Annotated in this window: 17 protein-coding genes; 8 read left to right on the top strand and 9 right to left on the bottom strand. The window is 63.2% G+C overall.

The features are described from left to right. The first annotated feature begins 60 nt into the window (after positions 1–60). Complete coding sequence (locus NKI67_RS17520) at positions 61–2,526, top strand: ComEC/Rec2 family competence protein (RefSeq protein WP_352646139.1); 2,466 nt, start codon at positions 61–63, stop codon at positions 2,524–2,526. On the opposite strand, the gene lexA is transcribed toward NKI67_RS17520, so the two are convergent. Continuing rightward, positions 2,520–3,254: a transcriptional repressor LexA gene (gene lexA / locus NKI67_RS17515; protein WP_023674949.1), complete on the bottom strand. Its 735-nt coding sequence runs from the start codon at positions 3,252–3,254 to the stop codon at positions 2,520–2,522. The two genes, NKI67_RS17520 and lexA, sit on opposite strands and share 7 nt — an antisense overlap. Positions 3,255–3,701: 447 nt before the next feature. Here lexA and kynU point away from each other — a divergent pair, with 447 nt between their 5' ends. Continuing rightward, the gene (gene kynU / locus NKI67_RS17510; protein WP_352568688.1) at positions 3,702–4,949 is read left to right on the top strand and encodes a kynureninase; all 1,248 of its coding nucleotides are present in this window, start codon (positions 3,702–3,704) and stop codon (positions 4,947–4,949) included. Positions 4,950–5,045: 96 nt separating this feature from the next. Then, positions 5,046–5,876, top strand: a complete 831-nt coding sequence (locus NKI67_RS17505) for a hormone-sensitive lipase (RefSeq protein ID WP_352568687.1) — start codon at positions 5,046–5,048, stop codon at positions 5,874–5,876. Positions 5,877–5,883: 7 nt separating this feature from the next. Here the strand turns inward: NKI67_RS17505 and NKI67_RS17500 are convergent, their stop codons facing one another. The 5 genes from NKI67_RS17500 to NKI67_RS17480 are packed head-to-tail and all read right to left on the bottom strand — an operon-like array spanning position 5,884 to position 11,314. Continuing rightward, on the bottom strand, positions 5,884–7,089 hold the full coding sequence (locus NKI67_RS17500; RefSeq protein WP_352568686.1) for a molybdopterin molybdotransferase MoeA: 1,206 nt from the start codon (positions 7,087–7,089) through the stop codon (positions 5,884–5,886). After that, positions 7,089–7,595, bottom strand: a complete 507-nt coding sequence (gene moaC / locus NKI67_RS17495; protein ID WP_352448833.1) for a cyclic pyranopterin monophosphate synthase MoaC — start codon at positions 7,593–7,595, stop codon at positions 7,089–7,091. Before moaC ends, NKI67_RS17500 begins: the two co-directional genes overlap by 1 nt. Positions 7,596–7,597: 2 nt before the next feature. After that, positions 7,598–8,410 (bottom strand): indole-3-glycerol phosphate synthase TrpC, encoded by an 813-nt coding sequence (gene trpC / locus NKI67_RS17490; protein WP_352646136.1) that lies wholly within the window; start codon positions 8,408–8,410, stop codon positions 7,598–7,600. Between the two features lie 4 nt (positions 8,411–8,414). Continuing rightward, positions 8,415–9,425 carry an anthranilate phosphoribosyltransferase gene (gene trpD, locus NKI67_RS17485; protein WP_352646134.1) on the bottom strand — a complete coding sequence of 337 codons (1,011 nt, stop codon included), beginning with the start codon at positions 9,423–9,425 and terminating at the stop codon, positions 8,415–8,417. Continuing rightward, positions 9,422–11,314: a SurA N-terminal domain-containing protein gene (locus tag NKI67_RS17480; RefSeq protein WP_352646131.1), complete on the bottom strand. Its 1,893-nt coding sequence runs from the start codon at positions 11,312–11,314 to the stop codon at positions 9,422–9,424. Before NKI67_RS17480 ends, trpD begins: the two co-directional genes overlap by 4 nt. A gap of 142 nt (positions 11,315–11,456) precedes the next feature. Between NKI67_RS17480 and tpiA the strand changes: the two genes are divergently transcribed. From tpiA to NKI67_RS17455, 5 genes are all read left to right on the top strand, one after another. Then, entirely contained in the window at positions 11,457–12,224 is a 768-nt protein-coding gene (gene tpiA / locus NKI67_RS17475) for a triose-phosphate isomerase (protein WP_023674957.1), read from the top strand. A gap of 163 nt (positions 12,225–12,387) precedes the next feature. After that, positions 12,388–12,840, top strand: coding sequence for a preprotein translocase subunit SecG (gene secG / locus NKI67_RS17470; RefSeq protein ID WP_254817294.1), 453 nt, complete (start codon positions 12,388–12,390; stop codon positions 12,838–12,840). Positions 12,841–13,040: 200 nt separating this feature from the next. After that, entirely contained in the window at positions 13,041–14,162 is a 1,122-nt protein-coding gene (locus NKI67_RS17465; protein WP_023674959.1) for a L,D-transpeptidase, read from the top strand. A 148-nt stretch (positions 14,163–14,310) separates the two neighbouring features. Further along, a complete protein-coding gene (gene pyrG / locus NKI67_RS17460; RefSeq protein ID WP_023674960.1) occupies positions 14,311–15,939 on the top strand; it encodes a CTP synthase in 1,629 nt (542 codons plus the stop codon). Positions 15,940–15,950: 11 nt separating this feature from the next. Beyond that, positions 15,951–16,490: a DUF1697 domain-containing protein gene (locus NKI67_RS17455; RefSeq protein WP_352646129.1), complete on the top strand. Its 540-nt coding sequence runs from the start codon at positions 15,951–15,953 to the stop codon at positions 16,488–16,490. A gap of 30 nt (positions 16,491–16,520) precedes the next feature. On the opposite strand, the gene NKI67_RS17450 is transcribed toward NKI67_RS17455, so the two are convergent. From NKI67_RS17450 to NKI67_RS17440, 3 genes are all read right to left on the bottom strand, one after another. Next, positions 16,521–17,978, bottom strand: coding sequence for an NCS1 family nucleobase:cation symporter-1 (locus tag NKI67_RS17450; protein WP_352621807.1), 1,458 nt, complete (start codon positions 17,976–17,978; stop codon positions 16,521–16,523). Between the two features lie 183 nt (positions 17,979–18,161). Beyond that, the gene (locus tag NKI67_RS17445; protein ID WP_352621805.1) at positions 18,162–18,554 is read right to left on the bottom strand and encodes an MmcQ/YjbR family DNA-binding protein; all 393 of its coding nucleotides are present in this window, start codon (positions 18,552–18,554) and stop codon (positions 18,162–18,164) included. 27 nt (positions 18,555–18,581) lie between these two features. Beyond that, positions 18,582–19,274 carry a TetR/AcrR family transcriptional regulator gene (locus NKI67_RS17440; RefSeq protein ID WP_352448843.1) on the bottom strand — a complete coding sequence of 231 codons (693 nt, stop codon included), beginning with the start codon at positions 19,272–19,274 and terminating at the stop codon, positions 18,582–18,584. Between the last annotated feature and the right edge of the window lie 122 nt (positions 19,275–19,396).

Genomic DNA, 19,396 nt, shown 5'->3' with positions numbered 1-19,396 from the left:
ACTTTCGCGCGTTGCGCGTTCATGTAGCATAGGAGGTCGAGGGCGCAAGGGGCAGACCCGATGGCTGTGCGAGGCCGTGGTGCGGGCGAGGGCGAGGACGTTGGCAGCGGCGTCAGCGAACGCTTGCTGTTTGCCGCACCCCCGCCTGTCCTGCCGGCACCGGCATTGCTACCCGCTCCGCGCTTCGATGCTCCGTCGCTGCCGGCCAGCGACCCAGCAACGGTTCTCGTGCCCGCGGGCGAGCCCATCGTACGCCTGCCCAGGCGTTTCCGCCTCCCGTCACCGTCCCGTATCCGCAACAGCGTAACCTCGGCAGCCGGCCTGGAACTCGACCGCGGCATCGCCTTCCTGCTGGTGCCGGTGTTCCTCGCATGCGGGGTGGTCGTATATTTCGGGCTGTCGGTGGAGCCGGCCTTTCCACAGCCGATCGCAATCGCGCTCCTCGCGGCCCTTTGTGCCGTCGTCTCGCGGTCATGGCCCAGGACGCGCCTGTGCTTCATGGTGGCGCTGCTCTGCGCGCTTGGCGTACTTGCCGCCAAGTTCGAGACATGGCGTGTCGGAACGCATATGCTCGGCTCCGAAATCTCGACGCGGCTGACGGGTCGCGTCGTATCGTACGAGCCCATGGCGAGCGGCCGCATCAGGCTGACAATCGATGTGATCTCAACGGCCAGGCCGACACTGCGCTACATGCCGGAACGGGTCCGCGTTTCGGCGATGAAGATACCGGCTGAGCTGACCGCCGGTTCCGAGATCACCGGCTATGTGCGGCTGCTGCCGCCGACCGGCCCGGTGCGGCCCGACAGCTATGATTTCTCCTTCGACAGCTATTTCGCCGGTATCGGCGGCAGCGGCTTTTTTCTCGGCAATCCGAAAGTCGTGTCGTCGGGCAGCATGCCGCTTGCCGCGCAGCTTTCTTCCGCGATCGAAGACGCGCGCGAATCGATCGCCGACCATATCCGCAGCCGCATCGGCGGTGCCGAGGGCGAGATTGCTGCTGCGCTGATCGTCGGCGTGCGCGCCGGCATTCCCGAGGAGATCAACGAAGCGATGCGGCGCACCGGCATCTACCACATCATCTCCATCTCGGGGCTGCATATGGCGTTGGTCGCCGGCACCATCATGGCGCTGCTGCGGGGTGCCTTTGCGCTGTTTCCCGATTTCTCATCGCGACGGCCGGTCAAGAAATATGCCGCGGCCGCCGCGCTTTTTTCGATTGCGGCCTACCTCGTCTTTTCCGGCATTGTCGTTGCGGCCGAACGCAGCTTCATCATGCTGGCGGTGATGCTTATCGCCGTGCTGTTCGACCGGGCCGCGCTCACCATGCGCAACCTGGCGATCTCGGCCATCGCGGTCATCCTGGTGTCGCCGCACGAGGTGGTCGGTCCGAGTTTCCAGATGTCCTTCGCCGCGACGGCGGCCCTTGTCGGCGCCTATGCAGGCTGGTCCGATTACCGCGCCGGCAGGGCCACCACGCCGCCACCGCGGCGGTCGCCGCTACGCTTTGCCACTCGAAAGGTCCTGTTGGGCATGTGCGGTCTGGCGATGACCTCGATCATTGCAGGGAGCGCCACGGCGCTTTTCGCCATATGGCATTTCCAGCGCGTGGCGCCGCTCAGCCTGTTCGCCAATCTGGCCATCATGCCCATCGTCTCACTGGTCGTCATGCCCTTCGCCGTTCTCAGCGCGCTGGCGATGCCGTTCGGTGCGGATGGCCCTTTCCTCTATGTCATGGGCAAGGGGCTGACGGCGATGATCGCCCTGTCCGGGTGGATCTCGGAGCGCTCGCCGATCGATGCGGTCGGGCTGATTTCGCTGAGATCCGTCCTTCTGGTGACGATCGCCCTCGTCATTGCCAGCATGGCGACGACCTGGTTGCGGCTGGCGGCACTTCCTTTTGCGCTCGCCGGCTTGCTGACGACAACGCAGACACGCATACCCGACGTATTGGTCTCGGAGGACGCGCGGCTGGTCGCGCTGCCGATCGGCAGCGGTGAACTCGCGGTCAACCGGGCACGCCCGAATGAGTTCACCATCGACAACTGGAAACGCGCGCTCACATCAGAGGCCATCGTCGCGCCGGAAACGCCTGGAAAGAACGACCCGCAATTCGACATTGCCGATCCGGCCGACCTACCGCCGGGCATGCCGTTCATTTGCACGGACGGCCTCTGCCTTGCCATGCATCCATCCGGCGCGATCATCGCGCAAGCCAAGGACCGCGATACTGCGCGGCCAGCCTGCGCCTTTGCCAGCTTGATCGTCATCGACGACGCCACCGCCCATAACCCCTGCTACTACGACCGGCTGGTCCTCGTCGTCACCAAACGGCAACTGGCGCGCGCGGGAAGTGCCGCCGTCTATTTCGATCCACAAGCGGCAACACGCGCCGAGATCCGCTTCGCCGTCGAAAAATCATACCGGCCCTGGCACGTGCAGCGGAAATTTTCACGCGCGGCACGGGGCCTGCCGCCATACCGCAGGGCCGACAACCCCAAAGCCGGCGCCAAGGGCGGAGCTCAGTAGCGGCGGATCAGTCCGACGAGCTTGCCCTGCACCTTGACCCTGTCTGGTCCGAAGATGCGCGTCTCGTAGGCCGGATTGGCGGCTTCCAGGGCGATCGAGGCGCCCTTGCGGCGGAACCGCTTCAGCGTCGCTTCCTCCTCGTCGACCAGTGCCACCACGATCTCACCGGGGCTCGCCGTATCGGCATTGCGGATGATCACCGTGTCGCCGTCGAAAATGCCAGCCTCGATCATCGAATCGCCTTTGACCTCGAGCGCATAATGCTCGCCGCCCATGATCATATCCGGCGGCACCGAAATCGAATGCGTCTGGTGCTGGATGGCATCGATCGGCACACCGGCCGCGATGCGGCCCATTACCGGGATCGAAACGGCGGCGACGACATCGTCGTCATTGCCGGCTGCAGGGACACGCGACGATGTCGGCTTGCCCTGCCGAGGGGCGCCTTGCCCAAGGCTGCCCTGGATGACACTCGGCGAGAACTTGCGTGCCGCATTGAGGCCGGGGGCGATCGAGTCAGGCAGGCGTAGCACCTCCAGCGCACGGGCCCGGTTGGGCAAACGGCGAATGAAGCCGCGCTCCTCCAGCGCCGTAATCAGCCGGTGGATTCCGGATTTGGAAGCCAGATCGAGCGCTTCCTTCATCTCGTCGAATGAAGGCGGGATACCGCTTTCCTTCAACCTTTCGTGGATGAACATAAGCAGTTCGTGTTGTTTGCGTGTCAGCATAGCGACCCCCAACAGAATCAGAAAAACAAACCCAGAACAAACACTATCTGTTCCAGTTGTGTTCCGCAACTGTTTAAAGTTTAATGAATGCGTTAAGGCTCGGGAAACAAACGACGTCCCCTACCGGCGTACCGCATTTTCACCGCCGCGAGCCTCATCGCCTTGATTCTGCTTTCGTTTGCGCCCTTCTGGCCTCCTAGAAGGCGGCACTGGCATCGGCCGTCGGTCGGCAAAAGGCACGGAATTGAACCCGTATCGACTGTGCGGTTTGGTCAATGCACCGTGAACGAAACGAATTCAAAACGCCAACCTCGGGTTAAGTCCCGGTTTCCACCGCCTGGTCAGGCTGCTTCTCGCCGGTGGAGCCTTGCTGCGCGCAACCAGGTAATGGAAGAACAGTCGATGCGTGTCCGGCGTTGCGTTGGATCTTGGGGGAGCAGACAAATCATGACAGGAATTCCCGATCTCGTGGCCATAAAGGCGATGGATGCCGCGGATCCGTTGCGCGCGATGCGCGACCGCTTTGTGTTGCCGCAAGGAGTGATCTATCTCGACGGCAATTCGCTAGGAGCTGCTTCACGTGCCGCTTTCGATGAACTGCACAAGGCCGCGACCGAAGAATGGTCGCATGATCTCATCCGCGCATGGAACACGGCCGGCTGGTTCAACATGCCGCTTGAACTTGGCGACCAGCTCGGGCGCCTGATCGGTGCCGCGGCCGGCCAGACGGTGGTCTGCGACACGACATCGGTCAACATCTACAAGCTGCTGCACGCCGCCATGGCCATGCGACCGGAGCGGCAGGTCATCGTCGCCGAGGGCGATAGTTTTCCGACGGACCTCTACATGGCCGAGGGTGTGGTTTCGACGCGAAAAGATACGCTGCTGCGCCTCTCGGGGGTCGACGCGCCGACCATCGAAGAGCTGATCGACGAACGCACCGCCGTGGTGCTGGTCAACCACGTCAACTATAAGTCGGGCGAACTGCGCGACATGCCGGCGCTGACGCGCAGGGCTCAGGAAGCCGGGGCGATGATCGTCTGGGATCTCTGCCACACCGCCGGCGCGATGCCAGTCGAACTCGACAAGGCAAACGCCGATTTTGCCGTTGGCTGCACCTACAAATATCTGAATGGCGGCCCGGGCGCGCCTGCCTTCATCTATGCGGCTGAGCGGCATCTTTCCGACATCCAGCAGCCGCTCACCGGCTGGTGGGGCCATGCACGGCCCTTCGCCTTCGAGCCAGGCTATGCGGCCGGCACCGGCATCCGCCGGTTTCTGTGCGGCACGCAGCCGGTCCTGTCGATGCGCACGCTGAAGGGCGCGCTCGACATCTGGAACGATGTCGACATGACGGCGGTGCGCAAGAAGAGCATCGCACTGGCGGATCTGTTCATCGAGCTTGTCGAGGCAAAGTGCGGCACTTACGGGCTCACGCTCGAAAGCACGCGCGATGGGGAAAAACGCGGCAGCCAGATTTCATTCATGCATGAGCATGGCTACCAGGTCATGCGCGCGCTGATCGAACGTGGCGTGATCGGCGATTTTCGCGCGCCATCGACCATGCGCTTCGGCTTCACCCCGCTCTATGTCGGCTATGCCGATGTCTGGCAGGCCGTCGAAGTGCTTGAGGACATCCTGCGCACCGGTGCGTGGAAGGAAGCGCGCTTCGCCATCAAGGCGGCTGTCACTTGAGATTGATGCGAGAGCTGGAATCGTGAGGCTGGCGACGACGCGCCGCGCGATGCTCACGGCTACGTTGCAAGGCTATATTGCCAGGGAGGGCGCAGGGTGTTCGAACGTCACATTGCCGATTGGGACAACGCCTATGCCAACGGCGCCAACATAGCCGGCAGCGATCGCTGGCCGGCGGCCTGGATCGAGCCCGCGCGGGTTTTCCGCGACGTGCTTTCGACCGAGGGCAGGGCGCGGCTCGACATGGCCTATGGCGACAACCCACGCAACCGGCTCGATCTTTTCCTGCCGGCCATCAAGCCCAAGGGACTCGTGGTGTTCGTTCATGGCGGCTACTGGATGGCATTCGACAAGAGTTTCTGGTCGCATCTTGCCACTGGCCCTGTTGATCGCGGCTATGCGGTGGCGATGCCGTCCTACACGCTCTGTCCGCAGATACGCATTGGCGGCATCGTCAAGGAAGTCGGCGCGGCGATCGGCAAGGCGGCGGCGATGGTTCCAGGGCCGCTGATGCTGACCGGACACTCGGCCGGCGGCCATCTTGTTAGCCGGATGGTTACGGCGACGACGCCGCTGGCGCCCGAAGTGGTCCGGCGCGTTCGTCACGTGGTGTCGATCTCGGGGGTGCACGATTTGCGCCCGATCATGCGCACCGGCATGAACGAGACGCTGGCGATCGATGAGGCCGAGGCGCAGGCCGAAAGTCCGGTGCTGCTGCGCCCGATGGACAAGGCCCGCCTGACCTGCTGGGCCGGCGGCGGCGAGCGCGCCGAATTCCTGCGTCAGAGCGCGTTGCTGGCCAACATCTGGATCGGCCTGGGTACCGCGACCAGCTCGGTGGTCGAGCCTGACCGGCATCATTTCAACATCATCGACGGTTTGGCCGATCCAGACCATCCGCTGACCCGGACCTTGATTTCGGAGTGAGGCAGGTTCAGCGTAGCATCAGTACGTCGCAGGGGGAGCCCGCCGCCGCGGCAGGAGCGAACGGCGCGCGAACGATCAGCCCGTTGGCATCGGCCAGCATTTTCAGCATCGAGGAGTCCTGGATGCCGAACGGCGTCGCCACGAGCGTACCGGTGTCATCTATGACAACAGCCCGCACATAATCTTGCCTGAGATCGTTGGCCGGCATGGCAGCACCGAGCCGTGCCCGACGTATATCCTGCTGAAAGGCGCGGCCACCGAGCCGCGCCAGCAGCGGCTTCAGGAAGAGCTGAGTGCAGACCAGGCTTGCCACCGGATTGCCGGGCAGGCCGATGCAGCGAATGTCTCCCAGCCGCCCGAACATCAGTGGCTTGCCCGGCCGCATGGCGATCTTCCAGAAATCGAGCGTCATGCCTTGCCCGGTCAGCACGTCATGGACGAAGTCGTGGTCACCGACCGAGGCACCGCCCAGCGTGACGATGACGTTCGCGCCAGCCTTCACGGCCTTTTCAACCAGCGCAGCGATCGCCTCCCTGCGGTCCGGCGCGATGCCAAGGTCGAGCGCGCGCGCACCGACCGACTGTGCGGCAGCGGCGACACCATAGGCGTTGGAGGAGATGATCTGGTCGGGGCCAACATCGCTGCCCGGCGGCAGCAATTCGTCGCCGGTGGCGATGATGGCGACCAGCGGCCGTTTGACCACGCGCACCTCGGGGTGATTGGCCGATGCCGCCAGCGACAAGGCCGCCGGGTCGAGCAGGCGGCCTTTGGGCAGCAGGACATCGCTCTTGGCGAAATCGAGCCCGAGGCGGCGGATGTTGCGCCCCTGCACCGTCGGTTCCGTCACTTCGACGCTGCCGCCACCGAGATCGCGGACGTTCTCCTGGATGACGATAGTGTCGGCGCCTTCGGGAAGCGGCGCGCCGGTAAAGATGCGCACGGCCTGCCGCTGCTGCACCGTTCCGGCAAAGCCGCGTCCGGCCGGCGCCATGCCGACCACCGAAAGCCTTGCCGGTACGGACGCGATATCGGCCGCCCGCACGGCATAGCCGTCCATGGCGGAGGCGTTGAACGGCGGCTGGGTGCGGAGCGCCACAACCGGCTCCACCAGCACGCGGTCGGCGGCATCCAGCAGTGCGACGCGTTCGCCCGGCAGCGCTGCTGCGCCGTCCAGCAGGCGCTCGAGCGCCTCGGCAACTGGGACCAGCGCCATTATCGGCCTGCCTCGGTGGCCCCGTCTCCGGTGATCTTGTAGTCGCCGGATTTGCCGCCGGTCTTTTCAACCAGCCTGATGCCGGAGATGACCATGGCGCGGTCGACCGCCTTGGCCATGTCGTAGATGGTCAGGCAAGCGACCGAGACGGCACTCAGAGCCTCCATCTCAACGCCGGTCTTGCCGGTGACGCGGGTCAATGCTGTCACCTTCAGGCCGGGCAGCGCGGCGTCCGCCTCGATATCGACAGATATCCTGGTCAGCAGCAGCGGATGGCAAAGCGGGATCAGTTCATGCGTCTTCTTGGCCGCCATGATGCCGGCAATGCGCGCTGTGCCCAGCACGTCGCCCTTCTTGGCGTCGCCGGCGAGGATCATGTCCAGCGTCTCGGGCCGCATCGCGACAAAACCTTCTGCGACTGCCGTGCGCACCGTCTCAGCCTTGTCGCCGACATCGACCATGTTGGCTTCGCCCTGCGCGCCAAGATGAGTGAGGGCGGCCGCCATCCTCAAACGGCCTCTGCCGGCGCCTTGCCCGTCAACAGCAGGCGCGTTGCCGCGGCCACGTCCTGCTGGCGCATCAGGCTCTCGCCGACCAGGAAAGTCGCAATGCCGCTCTGCTCCAGCCGGCGGCAATCGTCGTGCGAAAAGATACCGCTCTCGCTGACCAGATGGCGGTCGGCCTGCACCATCGCTACCAGCCGCTCCGAGGTCTGTAGGCTGGTTTCGAAGGTCCGGAGATTGCGGTTGTTGATTCCGATCAGCCGCGACGACAGCTGCAGCGCGCGTTCCATTTCAGCCTCGTCATGCACTTCGACCAGCGCGTCCATGCCGAGCCCGAACGCTGTCGCTTCGAGTTCTCTTGCCAACGCGTCGTCGACGCTGGCCATGATGATCAGGATGGCATCGGCGCCCCATGCCCTGGCCTCGTAGACCTGATAGGGGTCGAACAGGAAATCCTTGCGCAATGCAGGCAGCTCGACGACAGCGCGCGCAGTGGTGAGGAATTCGGGCGCGCCTTGGAAGGAGGGTGCGTCGGTCAGCACCGAAAGGCAGGCGGCACCGCCCTTCGCATAGGCCCTGGCCAGCGTCGGCGGATCGAAATCGGCGCGGATCAGGCCTTTGGATGGGCTAGCCTTCTTGATTTCGGCAATCAGCGCGAACCTGCCGGATTTGCGCTTTGCTTCAAGGGCGGAAAGAAAGCCGCGCGGCGCGTCGGCATCCGTCGCCCGTGCCTTGATCTCGGCCAATGACACGCGCGCCTTGGCCGCCGCGATCTCGTCGCGCTTGTAAGCCTCGATCTTGCGCAGGATGTCGGACATGGTTTTAACCGTTCGAAATCTCGATCAGCCTGTCGAGCACTTTCAGCGAGCGGCCGCTGTCGATGGCCTGCGCCGCCGTTACCATGCCGTCGGCGAGGGTCGTCGCTTTGCCGGCCACCACCAGCCCGGCGCCGGCATTCATCAGCACCGTATCGCGAAAGGCGCCGGCTGCGCCGGCCAGCATGTCGCGCAGTGCCTGGGCGTTGTGGGCGGCGTCGCCGCCGCGCAACTCGTCCTTGGTGTGACGCGTCAGCCCGACTGCTTCCGGGGTCAGCGTAAAGCTGCGGATCTCGCCGCCGGCCAGTTCGGCGACAAGTGTCTCGCCGGTGGTGGTGATCTCGTCATAGCCGTCGCCATGGACGATCCAGGCATGGTCGGCACCAAGTTCCTTCAACGTTTCTGCCACCGGCATGATCCATTCGGGCAGGAACACGCCGACCATCTGCCGTCTGACACTCGCCGGATTGGAAAGCGGGCCCAGCAGGTTGAAGATGGTGCGGGTTCCGAGCTCGACCCGGGTCGGGCCGACATGCTTCATCGCCGGGTGATGCGCCGGCGCGAACATGAAGCCAACGCCGGCCTCGTGGATGCAGCGGCCGATCGTCTCCGGAGGGATGTCGATCTTGACGCCCAATGCGATCAGCACATCGGCGGCGCCGGTCAGCGAGGACAGTCCGCGATTGCCGTGCTTGGCGACGGGCACGCCGCTGCCGGCGATGACGAAAGCGGATGCGGTCGAAATGTTAACGCTGTGCGAATTGTCGCCGCCGGTGCCGACAATGTCGATGGCGCCCTCGGGGGCTTCGACACGCAGCATCTTGGCGCGCATGGTGGCAACGGCGCCGGCGATCTCGCTGACGGTCTCACCGCGCACGCGCAATGCCATCAAGAAGCCGCCGATCTGGCCGGGGGTAGCATCGCCGGACATGATGATGTCGAAGGCCTCGCGCGCCTCCTCGAAGGAAAGAGCGCTGCCGGCGGCGACCTTGGCGATGTGGATCTTCAGCGCGCTCATCTGGCCAGGGCTTGGGTTACGGCCGTCTGATCGATGCGGACGTCATATTGCGTCTGCAACTGCGCCACCAACTGGTCGAGCAGGTCGTCGGACATGCCGGAGGTGAAGGACTTCTGTGCGTCCTCGGGTACTGAGCTGGCATCGGCCCCGGCAGGCTCGAACACCTCGGCAACCTTGAACAGGATCTGTCCGTCGCCCGTAGGCGAGGGGATCAGCCCGGTGCCGCCTTCGCCGACGCCGAACATCGCGGCGGCGCCTTCCTTGCCGAAATCGACGTCGTCCGCATCGCGCTTGACGCCGCGCTTGGTCTGCTTTTCGAGTTTGAGCTCACCGGCGATCACCTCGAGCGTGGCGCCAGCCTTGAGACGCTTCTCGAGCTCCTGTGCTTTTGCGGTGAGCCGTTTGGTGGTCTCCGCCGCGGTCCAATCGGCCACGACCTTCTGGCGGACTTCGTCCAATGTGCGGTCGCGGGCAGGCGTGATCGCGCTCACGTCGTAGAAGACGAAGCCGTTATCGGCGGTGGTGAGGCCTTCATTGTCGGTTCCGGGTTCGGATTCGAACACCGCCTTGATGAGTGCCGGCGATTCCGGCAGGTCTTTGACGATGCTTCCATCCGGCCGTTGGCCGGTGCGATCGATGGCATCGATGGTGACGACCTTCAGCTTCAATTTGGCGGCTGCCTCGGCGAGCGAACTGCCCGAGGCGCGCGTATCCTCGTAATTGTCGTGCACGTCCAGCAAGATGCGGCTTGCCTCGCCCAGTGCCAGGTCCTTGCGGATCTGCTCGGATACTTCGGCCAGCGGCTTCACCACTTCCGGCTTGATCTCGGTGACGCGCAGCAGAACGGGACCAAATGCGCCTTGTACGACCGGGCTGACCTCATTGACATTGAGCTTGAAGGCAGCGTCGGCGACCGCCTTGTCGGCGATCTTGTCCTTGGCCAGCGTGCCGAGCAGCGTGTCGGCCGGCGTCTTGCCTTCGGCAGCGACGATCTTGTCGAAGGTCGCGCCGGTCCTGAGCGAATCGAGCGCCGCCTTTGCGGCATCAGGTGTCTTGAACACAAGCTGCTCGATGGTGCGCATCTCCGGCGTGGTGTAGCGCGCCTTGTTCTTATTGTAGTCGTCGCTGACCTGTTGGTCGGTCACCGCGCTCAAATCCATGATGTCTTCCGGTTCGAGCCTGACATAGAAGAACTTGCGGTATTCGGGCGCAGCGTAGGTTTTCTTGTTTTCCTCGAAATAGGCCGAAAGCGCGCTGTCGGACGGCGCTTCTATCGGCTCGACAAGCGATTTCGGCAAGGTCAGGTAGTCGATGGTGCGATCTTCGCCGCGATAGAGCGCGACCGCCTTGAAGAATGTATCCGGGGCCTTGAGGCCGTCCGAAACCGCCTCGACGATCTGCTGGCGGACCGCGACCTGGGCGCGGTTCTTCAAATAGTCTTCCGGCCGCATGCCGATCTGCCGAAGCAGGTACTCGAAGGTTCTCCTGTCGAAGCTTCCGGCAGGCCCTTTGAACGCCGGGTCTTCACGCGTCAGTTCGGCGAGCCGGTCCTTTGACAGGCCGAGTCCGAGCTTGCGGGCCTGCTCGTCGAGGACAGCGCCCGACACGAGTTGCGCCAGCACCTGGTTGTCGATGCCGAGCGCCGTCGCTTGCTCACGGCTGATGCGCTTGCCGAATTGCTGCGACATGACGCTGAGCTGGCGATCGTAGGCGAGGCGGTATTCGTTGATCGAGACCTTGGTGCCTCCGGCCGTGATCACGGCATCATGGCCGGCAAGACCGCCCATCAGGCGGCCCGAGATGCCCCAGACGGCGAAGCTCAACACCAACAATGACAGCAGCAGTTTAGCGACCCAGGTCCCCGCCGCGCTTCTCAACATACCAAGCATGAGTACTTCCGATTTTTGCGCATTTCGCATGCGCCGAGTCTGAAACAAGCGCAATAGCGCCCTTCCTGCCCACTGTCGATTGCTTTGTGGCCTGATTTTGATAGTGAGGGCCAGCTGGAAATTGCCCGGAGAAACAAATCCCATGACGCCTGGAATCCGCCCGCTCGTCGCTGGCAACTGGAAAATGAACGGCACTAGCGCCTCGCTCAACGAGCTCAGGATGATCGGCAACGGCTTCATGAGTGGGCTCGACGCCGAGACCGAAGCGGTGGTCTGCGTGCCGGCGACCTTGCTTGCGCACGCCGCCGAGATTCTGTCGCGCACGCCGGTGCGGGCCGGCGGAGAGGATTGCCACACCGAGGAAAGCGGCGCCTATACCGGCTGCATTTCGGCCGAGATGCTGAAGGATGCAGGTGCCAGCCATGTCATCGTCGGCCATTCCGAATGCCGCGCCGATCGCAAGGAGGACGATGCCTTGGTCCAGGCCAAGGCCTCCGCCGCATGGCGCGCCGGGCTGGTGGCCATCATCTGCATTGGTGAGACAAGAGCCGAACGAGAAGCAGGAGCCACGCTCGACGTGCTGTCGCGCCAGGTCGCTGGCTCGGTCCCGCCAAACGCCACGGCTTCCAACACCGTCATTGCCTATGAGCCAATATGGGCGATTGGGACCGGCTTGACCCCGACCGCCGCCGACGTCGCCGAGGCACATGCGCATATCCGCGAAGAACTGGCACGGAAGCTCGGCAATACGGCGGCCAAGATGCGCATTCTCTACGGCGGCTCGGTCAAGCCGTCCAACGCCGTCGAGTTGCTCGGCGTCAGGAATGTCGATGGCGCGCTGGTCGGCGGCGCCAGCCTAAAGGCGGCGGACTTCCTCGGCATCGCGGAAGCCTATCGAAACATCGCTTGATACAAGGGCTGCTTGCTGCATTTGAGCGGACGGCCGGCGCCGAAATCGTTGCAAAGGACGCATTGCTTCCCATATTCCGGCCACGGGCTTGGAAATGCCGTCAAAGCATTGTATTGAGCCGCCTCCAAATCAGCGGCCGCACAAGGCCTTGCCAGGGTAAATTATGGAAACCGTACTGATCGTCGTCCACCTCATGGTCGTGCTCGCGCTTGTCGGCGTGGTGCTGCTGCAGCGCTCCGAAGGCGGCGGCCTCGGCATCGGCGGCGGATCGGGCTTCATGACCGCGCGTGGCGCCGCCAATGCGCTGACGCGGGCGACGGCGATCCTGGCTGCCGCTTTCTTCGTCACTTCGCTGACACTGTCGATCGTTGCGCGCTATGGCGAGAAGCCGATCGACATTCTCGATCGCGTGCCGGCGACCTCGGACGGAGCAGGCAAGGGCGTACTCAACCAATTGCCTGGAACCACGACGCCGACGCCGCCTTCGGGCACCACGGCGCCGACCCCGCCGTCCGGCAATGGCGCGGCAACGACGCCGCCGGCAACCGCTCCGGCGACGCCGCCAGCGACAAACGGCGCCACCGCGCCGGCCACGCCGCAGGTCCCCAACCAGTAATAGGGCAACTTATGCCGCGATCTGTTGTCGTTTGAACACAGTCGCGGCAAATGCCGCACGATCACGAAGATTCGACTGCGCCTCACGCTTGAGGCGCTTCCGACTAATCGATTATAGGTTGCACGCGGCATTCTCGGCGTCCTTTGGGGGGCGCCGGGCGACGCCGTGGGCAACAAGCATTGAACGATCGGATCTTCCCCATGCAGCTTCGCAGCTTCATTTTTGCCGGCCTTTGTGCCGTGCTCAGCCTAGGTGCGCCCGCTTACGCGGCCATGCCGACGGCAAACTCGGCCCACAAAGCCGCAACAACAACCGACGTCGTCAAGGTCGCTGCCAAAAGCGATGCAGCGCAATTGAAGCTTCTCAAGAAGAAGAAAGATCCGACGCCGGACGACCTTGCGCAGATCCGCAAGATCGAAGCCAAGATCGCAGCCGACAAGGAAGCCGCTCGCGCCAAGGCACTCGAAGCCAGGAAGCTAGCGATGCGCGAGGCGGCGAAAGCCAAAGCCGATGCGGAACGGCAGGCGTTCCTTGCCAAGAAGAGCCAGCCGCTCGCAACGGCCAAGGTGGCTGACGCCACGCCGGCCAAGAAGAAGACCGTCAACATCATCGAACCGATTACGCCCATTGCGCCGATCCAGTCGGCCGAGCCGATCCCGGCCGAGGCCATGAACGTTGCGCTGACCGGCAACAATGGCGAGTTGCGCAGCGAACCGGTCGGGCAGAAGCCGCAGAGCGTCGGGCTGTTCGCGGGACTGTTCGGCGGCACATCCACTTCGTCGATGTCGCTGCTTCCGGAAACACGCGCGCTCGACGCCGCGCTCGAAAGGAAGCAGGCCAAGCGGCAGTTCAAGGTCAAGGCGGAATTCGTGCCGCAGGAGGTCGAATTCACCGGCTACAACCCCGGCACCATCGTCATCGATACCAGCGCCCGTCGTCTCTACCTCGTCGAATCATCGTCAACCGCCCGCCGTTATGCCATCGCGGTCGGCCGGGAAGGCCTGCAGTTCAAGGGTACGGTTGCCGTCGGCGACAAGCAGGAATGGCCGCGCTGGATTCCGACGCTGGATATGCAAAAGCGCGAACCCAAGCACTATGGCCAGTACAAGGACGGCATGCCCGGCGGCGGCGACAATCCGCTCGGTGCGCGCGCCATCTATCTTTACGACGGCAAGAAGGATACCCACCTGCGCATTCACGGCACCATCGCGCCGCAGTCAATCGGAACCAGCGCCTCCAATGGCTGCTTCCGTATGATCAACGAGCACGTCATGGACCTTTACCGCCGGGTGAAAGTAGGCACCAAAGTCGTCATCATCTGACGCTTTGACAGATCGTGCCAAAAGGGCCGGCCTCGCCGGCCCTTTTGTTTTGATACGCCAACGACCAGAGCGCCTTCTTGGGAAAAAGCCTTCGCGGCGGTTTTTTTCTCTGGCGGAATCAATTCGGCCGCGTTAAGCGATGACTCCCATGGCGCGATATGTATTCATCACAGGCGGCGTGGTTTCCTCACTTGGAAAAGGTATTGCTGCAGCGGCCCTTGGGGCTCTCTTGCAGGCGCGGGGCTATCGCGCACGCATCAAAAAGCTCGATCCCTATCTCAATGTCGATCCCGGCACGATGTCGCCCTATCAGCACGGCGAAGTCTTCGTGACCGATGACGGGGCCGAGACCGATCTCGATCTTGGCCATTATGAGCGCTTCACCGGCCGCTCGGCCAACCAGCAAGACAACATCACCACCGGCCGGATCTATAAGAACATCATCGAGCGCGAGCGGCGCGGCGACTATCTCGGCGCTACCGTGCAGGTCATTCCGCACGTCACCGACGAGATCAAGAATTTCGTCCTCAACGGCAATGACGACTACGATTTCGTGCTGTGCGAGATCGGCGGCACCGTCGGCGACATCGAAGCGATGCCGTTCCTGGAGGCGATCCGCCAGCTCGGCAACGACCTGCCGCGCAACAACGCCGTCTACGTCCACCTGACCTTGATGCCTTACATTCCGACGGCAGGCGAACTGAAGACCAAGCCGACGCAGCATTCGGTCAAGGAGTTGCGCGGCATCGGCATTGCACCCGACATACTGCTGGTCCGCGCCGATCGGCCGATCCCCAAGGAAGAGCGCAGAAAGCTGTCGCTGTTCTGCAATGTCCGCGAAAGCGCCGTCATCCAGGCGCTCGACGTCCCGCATATCTACGACGTGCCGATGGCCTATCACAATGAAGGGCTGGATTCGGAAGTGCTGGCGGCCTTCGGCATCGATCCGGCGCCGAAGCCGCGCATGGAACGGTGGCAAGCGGTGTCCAACCGCATCCACAATCCGGAAGGCGAAGTGACCATTGCCGTCGTCGGCAAATATACCGGCCTCAAGGACGCCTACAAATCGCTAATCGAGGCGCTATCGCATGGCGGCCTCGCCAACCGGGTCAAGGTCAAGCTCGACTGGATCGAAAGCGAGATATTCGAGAAGGAAGACCCGGCGCCGTGGCTGGAGAAGGTCCATGGCATTCTCGTCCCCGGCGGTTTTGGCGAGCGCGGCTCGGAGGGCAAGATCCTGGCGGCGAAGTTCGCGCGCGAGCGCAAGGTGCCGTATTTCGGCATCTGCTTCGGCATGCAGATGGCCTGCATCGAGGCGGCGCGTTCGCTGGCCGGCGTCGAGCGCGCATCATCGACCGAGTTCGGTCCAACCGAGGAGCCGGTCGTCGGCTTGATGACCGAATGGCTGAAGGGCAACATGCTGGAAAAGCGCAGGGAAACCGGCGACCTTGGTGGTACCATGCGGCTCGGTGCCTACCAGGCCGACCTCGCCAAGGGATCGAAGATCGCCGAGATCTATGGCGATACCCAGATTTCCGAACGCCATCGCCACCGCTACGAGGTCAATGTCGACTACAAGGAGCGGCTCGAGGATTGCGGCCTGGTGTTTGCCGGCATGTCGCCGGACGGCGTGCTACCGGAAACGGTCGAATATCCCGACCACCCCTGGTTCATCGGCGTGCAGTACCATCCCGAGTTGAAAAGCCGGCCGCTCGATCCGCACCCGCTGTTTGCCAGCTTCATCGAGGCGGCGGTAGAGCAGTCGCGGCTGGTCTAGACTAGCCGCCCATGCAAACTTACGTCGCGCTGCTCTACAGCATTGTCCTGGGCGAGGGGCAGCGGGTCGTCATGTCCGATCTGAAGGCGATGGCCGAAGGCCTGGGTCTGAATAACCCGCGCACGCTGGTAGCGACCGGCAATCTGGTCTTCGAGGCGCAAGAAACAGAACTTGCGGCGTTGGAGCAGCGGCTGGAGGCGGCGTTCGCAAAGACTTTCGGCCGCCACGTCGACATCATCGTGCGCCGCGCCGACGGCTGGCTAAGGCTGGCGGCCGGCAATCCGTTCCCAGCTGAATCGGCCGAGGCCGCGGACCAGGTGGCGGTGCGCGTGATGCGAGCGCCCGTTCCGGCCGAGACCGCCGCGGCGCTTGAGGCCTATGCCGGCAAGGACGAGAAGCTGCGGATTGTCGGCGGCGACATCTGGATCGTCTTTTCCCGCGAGATGCCGAGTTCGCGGCTGCTTGCGGCGGTGAGCCACAAACGCCTCGGCATCGGCACCTCGCGCAACTGGAACACAGTGCGCCGCCTGGCCAAGATGGTCGCAGAATAAACGGGGCGGCTCGCGCCGCCCCGAGTCTGTTCAGGCCTTGGCTATCCTGGCTCCGGCACCGAGTGCCATCGTGCGCAGCACGTAGTAGATGACACCGGCAATTGCCACGCCGAAGAACCAGCCATAGACGCCCCACCATGACGGCAGCAGGCTGGTGAAGTTGGGCAGGATCGAGGAGAAGACCGCGCCGATACCGGCGGCGATGAAGGCATTGACATGCCAGCCGCCCTGAAAGCGGAATTCGCCATGCTCCCTGTAGAGCGCCTCGACGTCGACCTCGCCCTTCCGGATCAGGTAATAGTCGACCATCATCACGCCGAAGATAGGCCCCATCGTCGCGCCAATGATGTTGACGAAGGAGGCGGCACTGCCTTCCCAGGGCGCGAATGGATAGAGCACCAGCGCGATCAGCGCCGCGATGTAGCCGCCCTTCTTGAAGTCGATCTGGCGCGGAAAGACATTGGAGAAGTCGAAGGCCGGCGACACGAAGTTCGCCACCACATTGATGCCGAGCGTCGCCACGGCAAAGGTCAGGGCTGCGAGCGCCGCCAGGAACCAGCTGTCGAATTTCGCCGAGATCTGGTCGGGATGCAGCAGCACCTCGCCATAGACGTCGAAGGCGGCGATCGTGGTAACGCCGGCGACCAGCGAGAACAGGATAAGATTGACCGGCAGGCCCCAGATGTTGCCCTTGCGCAGCGATGCCTTGTCCGGGGCGTAGCGCGCGAAATCGCAGAAGTTGAGATAGAGCGCGGAGAAATAGGTCACCCAGATTGCGGCCACCGCAAACAGCGAGGTCCAGGAGCCCGGCGTGCCTGGCACGCCCACGTCCTTTGTCTTTTCGAGCAGCACATCCATAGGGATATCGCTGGTGAAGGCGAAGGTGCCTGCCTTGATGCAGAGATAGATCGCCAGGATCAGCATCATCACCCACACCGCCGGTCCGGCCCAATCCTGGAAGCGGCGCACCGTTTCCATGCCCCTCTGGATGATCAGGAGCTGCAGCGCCCAGATGACGGCGAAGCAGATCACCTCCAGCCCGGAGTGGCCGAGGAAATGGGTGCTCTGGTTGAAGTCGGCGAACCATTGCGAGCGGATCAGCAGGGCTACGATCGCCCCGGAGGCCGCCGCCGTCTGCGCGCCGTACCAGAAGCAGGCGACGATGGCGCGCACCAGCGCCGGTATGTTGGCGCCCCAGATGCCGAAGGAGGCACGCGCCACGACAGGGTAGGGCACCCCGGTCTTCACGCCGGCATAGCCGACCATGTTCATTAACGCATAGATGATCAGCGAGCCGATACCGATGGCGATGATGAAGTTGAGGAAGCCGCCGCAGAACAGGAACAGGCTGGCAGCGAGATAGTAGCCCCATAGGCTGTGGACGTCCGACGTCCAGACGTTGAAGATCGAGAACGGTCCCCAGTTTCGAACCTTCGCCGGTGCGAGATCCTCATTGTACAGGTCCGGTGATGCGCCTTGTATGGTCATTGCTATGTCCTCCCCTTGCGCCTCCACGCATGGCACGCAGGTTAAGCCTGACGCAGGGGAACCGGCAAGCAGACGATTTGCCGGCTTTGGCCTTAAAGTCATTCAATGAGAAACGCGCTTATCGGCGTGGCGTCGTTGAGCTTCTAGCGCCGGCGATTCGTGGGGTGACACCGATCGCTCGACCTAAGCTCCCGAGTCCACCTTGTGCGTGATCAGGGCGGCAAGCTTTTTGGGCGCTTGTGCGCGATAACTCTCATCGAGCCATGACTTCAGTTGTCCGATCGGTGGCAGTTCGTCCGGTGCTGGTTCGAATGTCACCCATCCGCTCTTGCCAAGGCCGTACTCCGTCGGCCACGCATAGTGGAGCTTTCTCGCCTCGTCGCCGCTGTAGGGGAGTTTGAGGGAGATGCTGAACGGTTCGCCTTCCAGGCTCAAATAAGCAAAGGTCTTGCCTTTCACCGCGAGATCGTCGTGACCAGGCCACGGACTCTTTGTCTCGGCGCCTGGATAGGTGAGGCCGAAGGCGCGCAGTTCCTTGAGAACAGCATCGGTCGAAGCACGCGATTTCCTACTCATCAACTCTCCTCCATCGCTGTCAGCGGCTTACGGTCCGGCTTCGAGAAAAGCCCGGGCAAAACCGGGCTGCACGGCTTCTATCGTTCCATCGGGCAACTTCAAAAGCCGGTCGATTGCGATGCCGTAGAGCCGCAATCGGCCCTCGAGCAGCCGCGCTGCTTCGTCGATATTACCCTGTTCGGCCTGTAGCAGGGCGCGGTGCATCACGTCCCGAAAGGTCAGCCGGAGTTGCAGGAACATCTCGGCAAAAGCTTGCGGGTCGGGCACGTCGAGAATGCCTTCCTCGCTTCCCTTCCTGAGCAGATTTGTGATTATCGGCTCGGCCAGTTCCCTGGCCGCCTGGTCGACCCGATGGAAGAGGGCAAGGTTCTCGGGCCGGAACACGACGAAGAACGTTTTTCGCAATTGCGGGGCAAGCTCGATGTTCAGCCGTCGCGAGCCGGCAAAGAGTGCATTGAGCCGGCCAATCCCATCGAGTGACGGGTCGTCGAGGAGAGGTTGCAGCTCGGCAAGGCTGTCACGTGCGAGACGTCTGGCGAGCGCCTCCAGTAGGGCCTCCTTCGACGCGAAATAGTGATAGAACGCACCCTTCGACAAGCCGGCCTCGCGGATGATGTCGTTCACCGTCGTGTTGTCGTAGCCATGCTCGAAGAAAAGCCGCTGGGCACAGTCGAGGAGCTCGGCGGATCGTATCTCCGGCGGCTTTATCACTCGGGGCAAAATCGACCTCACAAAGTACAGGGGGCAAGAGGAGCACGAACCGTTTCTTTATGCAACTTTTATAGACCGACGGTCGGTCTAATGCTATGTCTGCCACCGCTCCGACGTTCGCATTCGATGGT

The organism is Mesorhizobium sp. M0408 (assembly GCF_040321495.1).
Lineage (GTDB): Bacteria > Pseudomonadota > Alphaproteobacteria > Rhizobiales > Rhizobiaceae > Mesorhizobium.
The sequence above is the reverse complement of the archived record's forward strand: the minus strand, read 5'-3'. Positions and strand labels throughout refer to the sequence as shown.

Bases quoted from the DNA above. Each gene is read 5' to 3' on its own strand.
- NKI67_RS17500 (WP_352568686.1), bottom strand. From the start codon at position 7,089: ATGGCGCTGGTCCCAGTTGCCGAGGCGCTCGAGCGCCTGCTGGACGGC.
- pyrG (WP_023674960.1), top strand. From the start codon at position 14,311: ATGGCGCGATATGTATTCATCACAGGCGGCGTGGTTTCCTCACTTGGA.
- NKI67_RS17455 (WP_352646129.1), top strand. From the start codon at position 15,951: ATGCAAACTTACGTCGCGCTGCTCTACAGCATTGTCCTGGGCGAGGGG.
- kynU (WP_352568688.1), top strand. From the start codon at position 3,702: ATGACAGGAATTCCCGATCTCGTGGCCATAAAGGCGATGGATGCCGCG.
- moaC (WP_352448833.1), bottom strand. From the start codon at position 7,595: ATGGCGGCCGCCCTCACTCATCTTGGCGCGCAGGGCGAAGCCAACATG.
- secG (WP_254817294.1), top strand. From the start codon at position 12,388: ATGGAAACCGTACTGATCGTCGTCCACCTCATGGTCGTGCTCGCGCTT.
- tpiA (WP_023674957.1), top strand. From the start codon at position 11,457: ATGACGCCTGGAATCCGCCCGCTCGTCGCTGGCAACTGGAAAATGAAC.
- trpC (WP_352646136.1), bottom strand. From the start codon at position 8,410: ATGTCCGACATCCTGCGCAAGATCGAGGCTTACAAGCGCGACGAGATC.
- NKI67_RS17520 (WP_352646139.1), top strand. From the start codon at position 61: ATGGCTGTGCGAGGCCGTGGTGCGGGCGAGGGCGAGGACGTTGGCAGC.
- NKI67_RS17445 (WP_352621805.1), bottom strand. From the start codon at position 18,554: ATGAGTAGGAAATCGCGTGCTTCGACCGATGCTGTTCTCAAGGAACTG.
- NKI67_RS17450 (WP_352621807.1), bottom strand. From the start codon at position 17,978: ATGACCATACAAGGCGCATCACCGGACCTGTACAATGAGGATCTCGCA.
- lexA (WP_023674949.1), bottom strand. From the start codon at position 3,254: ATGCTGACACGCAAACAACACGAACTGCTTATGTTCATCCACGAAAGG.
- NKI67_RS17465 (WP_023674959.1), top strand. From the start codon at position 13,041: ATGCAGCTTCGCAGCTTCATTTTTGCCGGCCTTTGTGCCGTGCTCAGC.
- NKI67_RS17480 (WP_352646131.1), bottom strand. From the start codon at position 11,314: ATGCTTGGTATGTTGAGAAGCGCGGCGGGGACCTGGGTCGCTAAACTG.
- trpD (WP_352646134.1), bottom strand. From the start codon at position 9,425: ATGAGCGCGCTGAAGATCCACATCGCCAAGGTCGCCGCCGGCAGCGCT.